General features: G+C 69.7%; 13 protein-coding genes. 9 read left to right on the forward strand and 4 right to left on the reverse strand.

The genetic code is table 11. The features are described 5' to 3' along the window. Window positions 1–185 precede the first annotated feature (185 nt). The 4 genes from pyrH to ACZ4UU_RS08325 all read left to right on the forward strand — a co-directional run bounded on the left by pyrH (window position 186) and on the right by ACZ4UU_RS08325 (window position 3453). The gene (gene pyrH, locus ACZ4UU_RS08310) at window positions 186–944 is read left to right on the forward strand and encodes a UMP kinase (protein ID WP_062723113.1); all 759 of its coding nucleotides are present in this window, start codon (window positions 186–188) and stop codon (window positions 942–944) included. 180 nt (window positions 945–1124) lie between these two features. After that, window positions 1125–1682 carry a ribosome recycling factor gene (frr, locus tag ACZ4UU_RS08315; RefSeq protein WP_147994035.1) on the forward strand — a complete coding sequence of 186 codons (558 nt, stop codon included), beginning with the start codon at window positions 1125–1127 and terminating at the stop codon, window positions 1680–1682. Then, a complete protein-coding gene (locus ACZ4UU_RS08320; RefSeq protein WP_468037622.1) occupies window positions 1682–2839 on the forward strand; it encodes a phosphatidate cytidylyltransferase in 1158 nt (385 codons plus the stop codon). The genes frr and ACZ4UU_RS08320 overlap by 1 nt, the downstream gene beginning before the upstream one ends. A gap of 164 nt (window positions 2840–3003) precedes the next feature. Next, window positions 3004–3453 (forward strand): SRPBCC family protein, encoded by a 450-nt coding sequence (locus ACZ4UU_RS08325; RefSeq protein WP_468037624.1) that lies wholly within the window; start codon window positions 3004–3006, stop codon window positions 3451–3453. 14 nt (window positions 3454–3467) lie between these two features. Here ACZ4UU_RS08325 and ACZ4UU_RS08330 read toward each other — a convergent pair whose 3' ends face one another. Then, the gene (locus ACZ4UU_RS08330; protein WP_468037626.1) at window positions 3468–3755 is read right to left on the reverse strand and encodes a hypothetical protein; all 288 of its coding nucleotides are present in this window, start codon (window positions 3753–3755) and stop codon (window positions 3468–3470) included. A 56-nt stretch (window positions 3756–3811) separates the two neighbouring features. On the opposite strand from ACZ4UU_RS08330, the gene rlmN reads away from it, so the two are divergent. From rlmN to ACZ4UU_RS08355, 5 genes are all read left to right on the forward strand, one after another. Next, a complete protein-coding gene (gene rlmN, locus ACZ4UU_RS08335) occupies window positions 3812–4918 on the forward strand; it encodes a dual-specificity RNA methyltransferase RlmN (protein ID WP_468037628.1) in 1107 nt (368 codons plus the stop codon). A 225-nt stretch (window positions 4919–5143) separates the two neighbouring features. Continuing rightward, on the forward strand, window positions 5144–6229 hold the full coding sequence (locus ACZ4UU_RS08340) for a thiamine ABC transporter substrate-binding protein (protein WP_468037630.1): 1086 nt from the start codon (window positions 5144–5146) through the stop codon (window positions 6227–6229). Continuing rightward, window positions 6205–7872 (forward strand): ABC transporter permease, encoded by a 1668-nt coding sequence (locus ACZ4UU_RS08345; RefSeq protein WP_468037632.1) that lies wholly within the window; start codon window positions 6205–6207, stop codon window positions 7870–7872. The genes ACZ4UU_RS08340 and ACZ4UU_RS08345 overlap by 25 nt, the downstream gene beginning before the upstream one ends. Beyond that, on the forward strand, window positions 7873–8892 hold the full coding sequence (locus tag ACZ4UU_RS08350; RefSeq protein WP_468037634.1) for an ABC transporter ATP-binding protein: 1020 nt from the start codon (window positions 7873–7875) through the stop codon (window positions 8890–8892). Between the two features lie 25 nt (window positions 8893–8917). Then, entirely contained in the window at window positions 8918–9715 is a 798-nt protein-coding gene (locus ACZ4UU_RS08355; protein ID WP_468037636.1) for a maleylpyruvate isomerase family mycothiol-dependent enzyme, read from the forward strand. Window positions 9716–9789: 74 nt separating this feature from the next. Here ACZ4UU_RS08355 and ACZ4UU_RS08360 read toward each other — a convergent pair whose 3' ends face one another. The 3 genes from ACZ4UU_RS08360 to ACZ4UU_RS08370 form a co-directional block, all read right to left on the reverse strand. Beyond that, window positions 9790–10452: an LAETG motif-containing sortase-dependent surface protein gene (locus tag ACZ4UU_RS08360; RefSeq protein WP_468037638.1), complete on the reverse strand. Its 663-nt coding sequence runs from the start codon at window positions 10450–10452 to the stop codon at window positions 9790–9792. A 182-nt stretch (window positions 10453–10634) separates the two neighbouring features. Continuing rightward, window positions 10635–11765 carry an LOG family protein gene (locus tag ACZ4UU_RS08365; protein WP_468037640.1) on the reverse strand — a complete coding sequence of 377 codons (1131 nt, stop codon included), beginning with the start codon at window positions 11763–11765 and terminating at the stop codon, window positions 10635–10637. 37 nt (window positions 11766–11802) lie between these two features. After that, window positions 11803–12222: a VOC family protein gene (locus ACZ4UU_RS08370; protein ID WP_468037642.1), complete on the reverse strand. Its 420-nt coding sequence runs from the start codon at window positions 12220–12222 to the stop codon at window positions 11803–11805. Between the last annotated feature and the right edge of the window lie 75 nt (window positions 12223–12297).

Raw genomic sequence — 12297 nt, forward strand, 5'->3', positions numbered from 1 at the left:
CGATCGGCGCCCGGTCCCTATAGGGTCGAGGGCAGTCGTTGGCGGACTCCGTCACCGCGCACGCGTGCGTGACGGACGACAGCAGATCTGACGAGGAGGCCATTGCCGCGCATGGGATGCGAAACACGCCCCAACCGGCAATGGCCTTCTTCGTATGTGCACCACGTAACAAAGGCGGGATCTCGATGACCACCAAGGCCCAGAAGAGCGACGACGGCAAAGTACGCGGCCGGTTTCTGCTGAAGCTGTCCGGAGAGGCCTTCTCCGGTGGCGGGGGCCTCGGCGTCGACCCGGACGTGGTGCACAAGATCGCCCGCGAGATCGCGGCCGTCGTGCGCGACGGCGCGCAGGTCGCGGTCGTCATCGGCGGCGGCAACTTCTTCCGCGGCGCCGAACTCCAGCAGCGCGGCATGGACCGGGCCCGCTCCGACTACATGGGCATGCTCGGCACCGTCATGAACTGCCTCGCCCTCCAGGACTTCCTGGAGAAGGAGGGCATCGACAGCCGGGTCCAGACCGCCATCACCATGGGCCAGGTCGCCGAGCCGTACATCCCGCTGCGCGCCGTACGGCACCTGGAGAAGGGCCGCGTGGTCATCTTCGGCGCCGGTATGGGCATGCCGTACTTCTCCACCGACACCACCGCCGCCCAGCGTGCCCTGGAGATCGACGCCGAGGCGCTGCTCATGGGCAAGAACGGGGTGGACGGGGTCTACGACTCCGACCCCAAGCGCAACCCGGACGCCGTCAAGTTCGACTCCCTCGGCTACGGCGAGGTCATCACCCGCGACCTCAAGGTCGCCGACGCCACGGCGATCACCCTGTGCCGCGACAACAAGCTCCCGATCCTCGTCTTCGAGCTCCTGGCGGAGGGCAATATCGCGCGTGCCGTCAAGGGTGAGAAGATCGGCACGCTTGTGGGTGAGCAGGGCGGTCGGGGCTGACGCTCCGACAACTCCGACAACGAACCCGTCCGGGGGACGGACGGGGCGGACCCTGACCGGGGGATGGACAATGTCCTGCCGGTCGGGAACCGTGCAGGAAGAAGACGCGACGCAGCCGGCCGCCGCCCCCACCCAGGAACCGCAGCCGGGCCTTTTACTCAAGACACGCAGGAGCAAGTGGTGATCGAAGAGACCCTCCTCGAGGCCGAGGAGAAGATGGAGAAGGCCGTCGTGGTCGCCAAGGAGGACTTCGCCGCGATCCGCACCGGCCGTGCGCACCCGGCGATGTTCAACAAGATCGTGGCCGACTACTACGGTGCGCCGACGCCGATCAACCAGCTGGCTTCGTTCTCCGTGCCGGAGCCGCGCATGGCCGTCGTGACCCCGTTCGACAAGAGCGCCCTGCGCAACATCGAGCAGGCGATCCGCGACTCCGACCTCGGCGTCAACCCGAGCAATGACGGCAACATCATCCGAGTGGTGTTCCCCGAGCTCACCGAGGAGCGCCGCCGCGACTACATCAAGGTCGCCAAGGGCAAGGCCGAGGACGCCCGCGTGTCCATCCGCTCCGTGCGCCGCAAGGCCAAGGACGCCATCGACAAGCTGATCAAGGACGGCGAGATCGGCGAGGACGAGGGCCGTCGTGCGGAGAAGGAACTCGACGACACCACGCACAAGTACGTCGCGCAGGTGGACGAGCTCCTCAAGCACAAGGAAGCGGAGCTTCTCGAGGTCTGATGAACGACTCTTCCTGGGGGGCACCGCCACAAGCCGGGCAAGCCGGTTACTGGGGGGCCGCCGCACGTGGACCTGTCCAGGGGGCTGCCCCGGCGGGTCCCGCGTACGATGCGCCTGAGGCGCAGCAGACTCGCCCCATGCCCATCGTGCCCGACGTACCCGCGTATGGCGGGGACCAGGATGACGACCGGGGGGCCGCTCGGCTGAGCGGCCCCTTGTTCCGCGAACAGCCGCCGCGCGTGCGGCCGTACGACACGCCGCAGGCGCGGCCCTTCGAGGCGGCGCCGCAGAATCCGGAGCCCATGCCCGACGCCCCACAGCCGGCGCCCCAGCCGCAGAAGAAGAGCGCGGGGCGCGACCTGGGTGCGGCCATAGGAGTCGGTGTCGCGCTCGGTGTGGTGATCGTCGCTTCGCTGTTCGTCGTCAAGGCCGTGTTCGTCGGTGTGGTCGCGGTCGCCGTCGTCGTGGGCCTGTGGGAGCTGACCAGGCGGCTCGAGGAGCGCAAGGGCATCAAGGCGCCGCTCGTCCCGCTCGCGCTCGGCGGCGCGGCCATGGTGATCGCCGGGTACGTCCGGGGTGCCGAGGGCGCCTGGGTGTCGATGGCGCTGACCGCGCTGGCCGTACTGGTCTGGCGGATGACCGAGCCGCCGGAGGGCTACCTCAAGGACGTCACCGCGGGCGTGTTCGCGGCGTTCTACGTGCCGTTCCTGGCGACGTTCGTCGCGATGATGCTGACGGCCGACGACGGCGCCTGGCGGGTGCTGACGTTTCTGCTGCTGACCGTCGTCAGTGACACCGGCGCGTACGCCGTCGGCTGGCGCTTCGGCAAGCACAAGCTCGCCCCGCGCATCAGCCCCGGCAAGACCCGCGAGGGCCTGCTCGGCGCGGTGAGCTTCGCGATGGTGGCGGGCGCGCTGTGCATGCAGTTCCTGATCGACGACGGCACCTGGTGGCAGGGCCTGCTGCTGGGCCTCGCGGTCGCGGCCAGTGCCACGCTGGGCGACCTCGGCGAGTCGATGATCAAGCGGGACCTGGGCATCAAGGACATGGGCACGCTGCTGCCGGGTCATGGCGGGATCATGGATCGGCTGGACTCGTTGTTGCCCACGGCGCCGGTGGTGTGGTTGCTGATGGTGCTGTTCGTGGGTTCCGGCTGACGGCAGGGCCGGTCCGAAGAGCCACACCGAGGGGCCTCCGCTCTCTGCCGAGCGGGGGCTCCTCGGCCTTCCTCGGCCTTCGGCTCAGGTCCGCGATGGTGCCCAGGGGTCTCCGGTGGGACGATTCCGGTGTACGCCCGCACGGCACCGCAAAGGGGGTCGTCATGGCCATCATCCGAGAATTCATCGACGTCGACCGGCCACCCGGCGAGGTCTACGCGTATGTCACCGACCCGTCCCATCTGCCGGAGTGGCAGCTGAGCGCCGTCTCGGCCGAGCAGCTCGACGAAGGGCCGATCCAGACGGGCTCCCGGGTCCGGGTCACCCGGCGCGTCGGCAGCCGCGAGGTTCCGATGACCGTGCAGTTCGACGAGCTCGACCCGCCGCACAGTTGGGATCTGCACGGGGTCGACGGTCCCGTCAGGCCCCGTACCCACGGTGAGATCGAACCGCTCGACGACGGTCGCCGCTCCCGCGTGACGATCGACATCGACTTCGAAGGGCACGGTCTCGGCAAGGTCCTTGTGCCCCTCGTCGTCCGCCCGCAGGTCCGCAAGGAACTCCCGCGCGACGAGCAACTCCTCAAGGACAGGCTGGAGCGCTCGACCGATTAGCCGCACCGCACCGCCTACGACACGCAGACGTCCCTCGACCCCTCCGCCGCGGCGTCGACCCTGCCGGAACTCGGTTCGGTGTCGGCGTTCAGGACGGCCCGGTCGCGGTCCTCGATCGCCTGGTTCGGGTCGTCGACCGCCCGGCCGACCTCGTCGTCGTCCGTCGAGACCTCGACCTCGTCGAGACGCTCGCCCTGCGCCGCGCCGGAGATCACGTCGGCCTGCCGGGGATCGCGGCGGCCGTCGCAAGTGCTGACCAGCCCGTTCACCCCTACGGAGAGCTGCTCCGGGAGGCGTGGCACCCCCGCATGGTGCGGCGCTCAGGTCACCCAAGTCGATCTGCGACACTGGTACAGCCATGCCTAAGCCCGGAGAACTCACTTTCGTCGCCCCGCGCGGAGCCAAGAAGCCGCCGCGGCATCTTGCCGATCTCACGCCCGGTGAGCGCAAGGACGCTGTCGCCGCGATCGGGGAGAAGCCGTTTCGTGCCAAGCAGCTGTCGCAGCACTACTTCGCGCGGTACGCGCATGATCCGCAGCAGTGGACCGACATCCCGGCCGGTTCGCGGGACAAGCTGCGGGAGGAGCTGTTTCCCGAGCTGATGACCGTCGTACGGCATCTGTCGACGGACCAGGGCGACACACGCAAGACGTTGTGGCGGCTGTTCGACGGGACGCTCGTCGAGTCGGTGCTGATGCGGTATCCGGACCGGGTGACGATGTGCATCAGTTCGCAGGCCGGGTGCGGGATGAACTGTCCGTTCTGCGCCACGGGGCAGGCGGGTCTTGACCGGAATCTGTCGACCGCCGAGATCGTGCATCAGATCGTGGACGGGATGCGGGCCCTGCGGGACGGGGAGGTTCCCGGGGGGTCTGCTCGGCTGTCCAACATCGTCTTCATGGGGATGGGCGAACCGCTCGCCAACTACAACCGGGTCGTGGGCGCGATTCGGCGGCTCACCGATCCGGAGCCGGACGGGCTGGGGCTGTCCCAGCGCGGGATCACCGTCTCGACCGTCGGGCTCGTGCCGGCCATCCACCGGTTCGCCGACGAGGGCTTCAAGTGCCGGCTCGCGATCTCGCTGCACGCGCCCGACGACGAGCTGCGCGACACCCTCGTCCCCGTGAACACGCGGTGGAAGGTGCGTGAGGTGCTCGACGCCGGGTTCGAGTACGTCGGCAAGAGCGGGCGGCGGCTGTCGATCGAGTACGCCCTGATCCGGGACATCAACGACCAGGCCTGGCGTGGTGACCGGCTCGGGCGGCTGCTCAAGGGCAAGCCGGTGCATGTGAACCTGATTCCGCTGAACCCGACGCCCGGGTCGAAGTGGACCGCCTCCCGGCCCGAGGACGAGAAGGCGTTCGTCGAGGCCATCGCCGCTCATGGTGTGCCGGTGACGATCCGGGACACCCGTGGTCAGGAGATCGACGGAGCATGTGGGCAGCTCGCCGCGACCGAGCGGTAGTCTGACCACCGTAAGGCTGTCGTAAGTACATCTTCATATTCCGACAGGGGAGCGCCACAGCGCTGAGAGTGCGGCAATCGGGCCGCAGACCCTCTGAACCTCGCCCAGGTCATTCTGGGTAGGAAGTTCGGTCACTACTCAAGCTGTTGCGCCCTGCCCGGGAGCCGATGAGAGGGCTCCCGGGCAGGGCCGCGTCTCTTCCTGGTCAACCCCAGGAGGAATCAAGTGAGCATCACCACGAAGGCCACGGTCTTCGCCGTGGGAATCGGTCTCGTCACGCTGTCCGCGTGCGGGTCGTCCGACTCGGGGAGCGACACCTCCGAGTCCAAGAGCAAGACCGTGACCCTCGTCAGTCACAACTCGTGGGCCGTCTCCAAGGACGTCATCGCCGCCTTCGAGAAGCAGTCCGGCTACAAGGTCAAGGTCCTGGAGGACGGCGACGCCGGGCAGGCCTTGAACAAGGCGATCCTGACCAAGGACAACCCGCAGGGCGACGTCTTCTTCGGCGTCGACAACACCCTGCTGTCCCGGGCGCTCGACAACGACCTGTTCCAGTCCTACGAGCCGAAGGGCGCCGACAAGATCGAGGCCCGGTACCGGGCCGACCAGGACCAGCACCGGGTCACCCCGATCGACACCGGCGACATCTGCGTCAACTACGACAAGGCCTACTTCAGCGAGCACAAGCTCGCCCCGCCGACGTCGTACGACGACCTGGTCAAGCCCGCCTACAAGAACCTCCTGGTCACCGAGAACGCCTCCACCTCCTCGCCCGGCCTCGGCTTCCTGCTCGGCACCGCCGCCAAGTACGGCGACGACGGCTGGGAGGGCTACTGGAAGAAGCTGAAGGCGAACGGTGTGAAGGTCGTCGACGGCTGGGAGCAGGCCTACAACGAGGAGTTCTCGGGCTCCGCGGGCGGCAAGAAGGCCAAGGCCGACCGGCCGCTCGTAGTGTCGTACGCCTCCTCGCCGCCCGCCGAGGTGATCTACGGCGACCCGAAGCCGACGACGGCTCCGACCGGGGTGGCCGAGGGCACCTGCTTCCGGCAGGTCGAGTACGCCGGCCTGCTGAGCAACGCCGAGAACGCCGCGGGCGGCAAGGCGCTCCTCGACTTCCTGCTCACCAGGACGTTCCAGGAGGACATGCCGCTCAACATGTTCGTCTACCCGGTGGTGGACGGCGCAGAGGTGCCCGAGGAGTTCACGAAGTACGGGCCGCAGGCCAAGAGCCCCGAGACCATGGACCCGGCGAAGATCGCCGACAACCGTGACGACTGGGTCAAGTCGTGGACCTCGCTCGTACTGAAGTAAAGGTCTCGCGGAAGAGGGGCGCGGCGGTGCGGCTCGGCCTCATCGCCGTGCCCGTCGCGTTCTTCGCGCTCTTCTTCGCCTACCCCGTCGCCGCGATCGTCGCGCGCGGTCTCCAGGTCGACGGGGTATGGCAGTTCGGGCGGCTCGCGGACGTCCCCGGGCAGTCCGACATCCGGCACGTCCTGTGGTTCACCACCTGGCAGGCGCTCGCCTCCACCGCGCTGACCCTGCTGATCGCGCTGCCCGGCGCCTACGTCTTCGCCCGCTTCGACTTCCCCGGCAAGCAGATCCTGCGTGCCGTCGTCACCGTCCCCTTCGTGCTGCCGACGGTCGTCGTCGGCACGGCGTTCCTCGCGCTCCTCGGCCGCGGCGGACTCCTCGACGAGCTGTGGGGCGTACGGCTCGACACGACCGTGTGGGCCATCCTGCTCGCGCACGTCTTCTTCAACTACGCCGTGGTCGTACGGACCGTCGGCGGTCTCTGGGCGCAACTCGACCCGCGGCAGGAGGAGGCCGCGCGGATGCTCGGGGCGTCCCGTCTCGCCGCTTGGCGGACCGTCACCCTGCCGGCCCTCGGGCCCGCCGTGGCAGCCGCCGCGCTCATGGTCTTCCTGTTCACCTTCACCTCCTTCGGTGTGGTGCAGATCCTCGGCGGCCCCACCTTCTCCACCCTCGAAGTCGAGATCTACCGGCAGACGTCCGAGATCTTCGACCTGTCCACCGCCGCCGTCCTGACGATCATCCAGTTCCTCGCGGTGGGTGCGATCCTCGCCGTGCACGCCTGGACGGTACGGCGGCGGGAGAGCGCCCTGCGTCTCGTGGACGCCTCGGTCACCGCGCGGCGGCCGCGTGGGGCGGGGCAGTGGGCGCTGCTGGCCGGTGTGCTGGCCGTCATCGTCGTACTCCTGCTGCTGCCGCTCGCCGTGCTCGTGCAGCGCTCGCTGGACGCGCCCGACTTCGGCTACTACCGGGCGCTGACCGACGCCGACGGCGGGGTCTTCCTGGTCGCGCCGATCGAGGCGATCGGCAACTCGCTCCAGTACGCCGTCGTAGCCACGCTGATCGCCGTGCTGATCGGCGGACTGGCGGCGGCCGCGCTGACCCGGCGGGACGCGGGACGGTTCGTCCGGGGCTTCGACGCGCTGCTGATGCTGCCGCTCGGCGTTTCCGCGGTGACGGTCGGGTTCGGGTTCCTGATCGCCCTGGACGAGCCGCCGCTGGACCTGCGCAGCACCTGGATCCTGGTGCCGCTGGCGCAGGCGCTGGTCGGGGTGCCCTTCGTCGTACGGACCATGCTGCCCGTGCTGCGGGCCGTGGACCAGCGGCTGCGCGAGGCGGCCTCCGTGCTGGGGGCGTCGCCCTGGCGGGTCTGGCGTGAGGTGGATCTGCCGATGGTGCGGCGGGCGCTGCTGATCGCGGCCGGGTTCGCCTTCGCGGTGTCGCTCGGCGAGTTCGGGGCGACCGTGTTCATCGCGCGGCCCGACAACCCGACGCTGCCGGTCGCCGTGGCCCGGCTGCTGGGGCGGGCAGGCGAGCTCAACTACGGGCAGGCAATGGCCCTTTCGACGGTACTGATGGTGGTGTGCGCGGTGGCGCTGCTGGTGTTGGAGCGGCTCCGTACGGATCGGACGGGGGAGTTCTAGATGCTGTTGAGTCTGGCGGGTGCGACCGTACGGTTCGACGGGCAGCCCGTGCTGGACCGCGTCGACCTCGATGTCGCCGAGCACGAGATCGTGTGTGTGCTCGGGCCGAGCGGCAGCGGCAAGTCGACGCTGCTGCGGGTGGTGGCGGGGCTGCAGGCGCTCGACGCCGGGCGGGTGTCGCTCGACGGGCGGGACCAGGCGGCCGTGCCCGCGCACAGGCGGGGAGTCGGGCTGATGTTCCAGGACCATCAGCTGTTCCCGCAGCGCGACGTCGGCGGCAACGTGGCCTTCGGGGCGCGGATGCACGGCGCCTCGAAGGGCGAACAGGCCGAGCGAGTACGGGAGTTGCTCGACCTGGTCGGGCTGCCGGGCGCCGCCCGACGTGCCGTGGCCTCCCTGTCCGGCGGGGAACAGCAGCGGGTGGCGTTGGCACGGGCGCTCGCGCCCCGGCCGCGGCTGCTGATGCTGGACGAGCCGCTGGGTCAGCTCGACCGCTCGCTGCGGGAGCGGCTCGTCGTCGAACTCCGGGAGCTGTTCGGACGGTTGGGCACCACCGTGCTGGCCGTGACGCACGACCAGGGCGAGGCCTTCGCGCTGGCCGACCGGGTCGTGGTGATGCGGGACGGGCGGATCGCCCAGAGCGGGACGCCGCTGGAGGTGTGGCAGCGGCCCGTGGACGAGTTCGTGGCGCGCTTCCTCGGGTTCGACAACGTGGTCGAGGGCATCGTCGCCGGGGAGGCAGCGGACACGCCCTGGGGCAAGCTGCCGGTGGCCGAGGGGGCCGCACAGGGGCCGCGGACGCTGCTCGTACGGCCGGCCGGCGTACGGCTCGTGGCCCCGGACGCGGGGCTGCTCTGCACGGTCACGGCCCGCACCTTCAAGGGCACGCACGTCGCCGTGCACGTCCAGCCGGAGGACGCGCCGCGCCTCGAAGCGGCGTGTGCGCTGCGCGAAGCGCCCGCGGTCGGGGACGAGGTCGGGGTGGAGTTCGACGCGGCGGAAATTGTCGTGCTGGGCTGATCGTCCGGCACATAGGGTGCGGGGCATGACGTCACTCCCGCATGATCGCTACTGTGCTGAAATCGCCCACCAGGTCGGCCTGTTGAGGGCCGTTGTGACCTCCGGCGCCGACCTGTCCGCCACCGTGCCGACCTGCCCGGACTGGTCACTGGAACAACTCGTGCGGCATACCGGCGGCGCCCTGCGCTGGGTGGAGCTGATGGTGCGGACGCGGGCGCAGGAGGAGATCGAGGAGGAGCAGGTGCCGGGGGCCGCCGGCCCCGACGGTGAGGGCGACGCCGCCGCGCTCGACGCGTGGCTCGCGGAGACCGGCGAGATGATCGTCGCCGCGCTGCGGGAGGCCGGTCCGGACGCCAAGGTGTGGAGCTGGACCGGGGAGTTCAACGCCGGGTTCTGGGCTCGCCGCATGACCCACGAGATCACGATCCACCGCGCGGACGCGACGCTCGCCGCCGGGCTGCCGTACGAGGTCGCGCCGGACATCGCGGCCGACGCGATCGACGAGTGGCTGGAGATCGTGGAGTGGGCCCAGCGGACGCTGCCGGACGATCCGGCGCGGGAGCTACGGCGGCCGGGCTGCAGCATTCATCTGCACGCCACCGACGACACGGCTGACGTGAACGCGGAGTGGGTCATCGACCTCTCCGAGGAGGTCATCGGCTGGCGGCGCGGCCACGAGAAGGCGACCGTCGCGCTCCGCGGCACTCTCACCGCCGTACTCCTCGCCTTCTACCGTCGACTGCCGCTGGACAGCGCGGAGTTGGAGGTCCTCGGTGAGCGGGAGCTGCTGGAGTTCTGGCTGGAGCGGGCTACCTTCGGCTGACCGGCAGAGGCAGGCGAATGGCCCGCCCCCGGGAACGGGGACGGGCCACAAGGGTGTTGCCGTGTGCGGGCGGGTCAGCGGTCGCTGCTCGTCCCGCGACGGCGCAGGCCGAAGAAGACCGCGCCGCCACCGACGGCGACCAGGGCGACCGCGATGCCGGCGATCAGGCCGGTGTTGGAGTTCGCACCGGTCTCGGCGAGGTTGGAGTCGTCGTTCGCCGGGGACGGGGCGCTGCCGACCGTGTCCGCGGGGGCGGTGCTCTCGCTCTCCGAGGGGGTCGGGGCCGGGGAGTCGGTCTCCTCGGCAGGGGTGGACGCGGAGTCCGACGGGGTCGGGGTGTCCGACGGAGCCGGCGGCTTCTCCTCGTCCTTCTTGCAGGCCGTGGACGGCGTCGTCAGGTTCGGCTTGATGTCCTCGTCGACATAGCCGGCGGCCTTGACGTGGACGCGGTACTCCGCGTCCGGCTTCCAGTTCTCCTCGAAGGTGATGGTGACACCCTCGCGGGTGCCCTTGACCACCTGCTCGCCGACCTTCTTCAGGTCGGCGCCGTTGTTCTGCAGGAAGACGCTGACGGTCGCCGGGACACCGCTGGGGTCCACGTCGGTGACCGTGATGACACCCTTGTCGCCGTCGCACTTGGCTTCGGCGGAGAATTCACTGATGTCGCAAGCGAGCGCGTTGCCCGCGAGGCCGAGCGCGAGCGCGGCCGAGGCGGAGGCAACACCAAGAGCGCGCACGGAACGTGCGACGGTACGGCGGTTTATGGACACGTTTGTCCTTACGAGTTGCACACTGAGGGGGGTTGAACGAGGCGGCGGCGACGTGACATCACCGTCCCCAGGAGTCTCACAGGTTTATAAGCGTGGCATAAGCAGTGTCAACGCGTATGCGGTCCACAGCCGTTGGCTTTGCCCTCTTATTAATCGCTGAGACGTTTCAGCGCCGCCGGAGCCTCCTCGATCCGGTCGACCAGGGCGATACGGGACTCCATCGACCGCTCCCGGGCGAGGGCCTGGAGCAGCGGCCAGGTCGGCAACCTCTCCGTCCAGTGGGCCCTGTTCACCAGCACCATCGGGGTCGGCTCACCACGCGACTCGTAGTAGTTCGGCGTCGCGTTGTCGAAGATCTCCTGCACGGTGCCCGCGGCTCCCGGCAGGAAGACGACCCCGGCGTTCGAACGGGCGAGGAGCCCGTCCTCGCGGGTGGCGTTGGCGAAGTACTTGGCGATGTGGGAGGCGAACGGGTTCGGCGGCTCGTGGCCGTAGAACCAGGTCGGGATGCCGACGGAACGGCCGCCCTTCGGCCAGCGCGCACGGACCTCGAAGGCGGCCGTCGCCCACTCGGTGACCGACGGCGTGAACAAAGGCGCCTTCGCCAGCAGTCGGAGCGCGTCGGTGAGCATCTCGTCGTCGTAAGGGGCGGCGTACGCGCCGAGGTTGGCCGCCTCCATCGCGCCCGGCCCGCCGCCGGTGGCGACCGTCAGACCGGCACGGGCCAGCTCCCGGCCGAGCCGCGCGGCACCCTCGTACGCCTCCGTGCCGCGCCGCATCGCGTGGCCGCCCATGACGCCCACCACCCGGGCCCCGGCGAGGAGTTCGTCCAGCGCGTCCGACACGGAGTCGTCGTGGACCGCGCGGAGCATCGAGGCGTAGACGTCGCCGTCGGCCTTGGTCCGCTGGAACCAGGCGTACGCGGCAGCGTCGGGCGTGTTCTCGTAGCCGTCCGGGCCGTCCGCCAGGGAGGCGAAGAGTTCGTCGGGGGAGTAGACCAGGCCCCGGTACGGGTCGAAGGGCAGCCCCGGGACCGGTGGGAAGACGAGGGCGCCGTCCGTGCGGATCTTCGCCGCGGCCTCCTCGCGCATCGGACAACCGAGGAAGAGGGCGCCCGCGGCGCTGGTGGTGAGCAGCTCGCGCGTACGGTCCGTCAGATCGACGGCCTGGACACGGAATCCGGCGAGGGAGCCGCGCGCCGACACGGTCGCGTCGAACTCCTCGAGCGTCTCTATCTCACGGTCGTTGTGGTGGGCCGCATGGGCGGGCATCGTCTGCACCCGCCCATGCTAGGCACCGTGGATGGGGCGGCCCGCCTCAGCCCTCGATGGCCGACGGGTCCATCCAGACGACCTCCCAGGTGTGGCCGTCGAGGTCGTCGAAGGCGCGGCCGTACATGAAGCCGTGGTCCTGGGTCTCGCCGGTGACGGAACCGCCCGCGGCCAGCGCGTTGTCGACCAGCTCGTCGACCTTCTCGCGGCTCTCGGCGCTCAGCGCGATCAGCACCTCGCTGGTCTTCGTCGCGTCCGCGATCGGCTTCTTCGTGAACTGGGCGTACTTCTCATGGGTGTGCACCATCGCGACGATGGTTTCACTGATCACGACAGAGGCCGTCGTGTCGTCGCTGAACTGCTCGTTGATCGAGTAACCGAGCTCCGTGAAGAACTTCCTGGAGGCGGCGAGGTCGTTCACGGGCAGGTTCAGGAAGATCATCTGCTGGTACGCGGGGGCGGTCATCGTGGTCTCTCCCATCGGGGTGTGTGCTGTTCGGTGGGGTAGACCGGGGGGCCGAGCGGAACTCATCGCCGGGCG

This window comes from Streptomyces sp. NPDC028907 (assembly GCF_055564995.1).

Coding starts and splice junctions, on each gene's coding strand:
- pyrH (WP_062723113.1), top strand. CDS start 186: ATGACCACCAAGGCCCAGAAGAGCGACGACGGCAAAGTACGCGGCCGG.
- rlmN (WP_468037628.1), top strand. CDS start 3,812: ATGCCTAAGCCCGGAGAACTCACTTTCGTCGCCCCGCGCGGAGCCAAG.
- ACZ4UU_RS08355 (WP_468037636.1), top strand. CDS start 8,918: ATGACGTCACTCCCGCATGATCGCTACTGTGCTGAAATCGCCCACCAG.
- ACZ4UU_RS08320 (WP_468037622.1), top strand. CDS start 1,682: ATGAACGACTCTTCCTGGGGGGCACCGCCACAAGCCGGGCAAGCCGGT.
- ACZ4UU_RS08325 (WP_468037624.1), top strand. CDS start 3,004: ATGGCCATCATCCGAGAATTCATCGACGTCGACCGGCCACCCGGCGAG.
- ACZ4UU_RS08350 (WP_468037634.1), top strand. CDS start 7,873: ATGCTGTTGAGTCTGGCGGGTGCGACCGTACGGTTCGACGGGCAGCCC.
- ACZ4UU_RS08370 (WP_468037642.1), bottom strand. CDS start 12,222: ATGACCGCCCCCGCGTACCAGCAGATGATCTTCCTGAACCTGCCCGTG.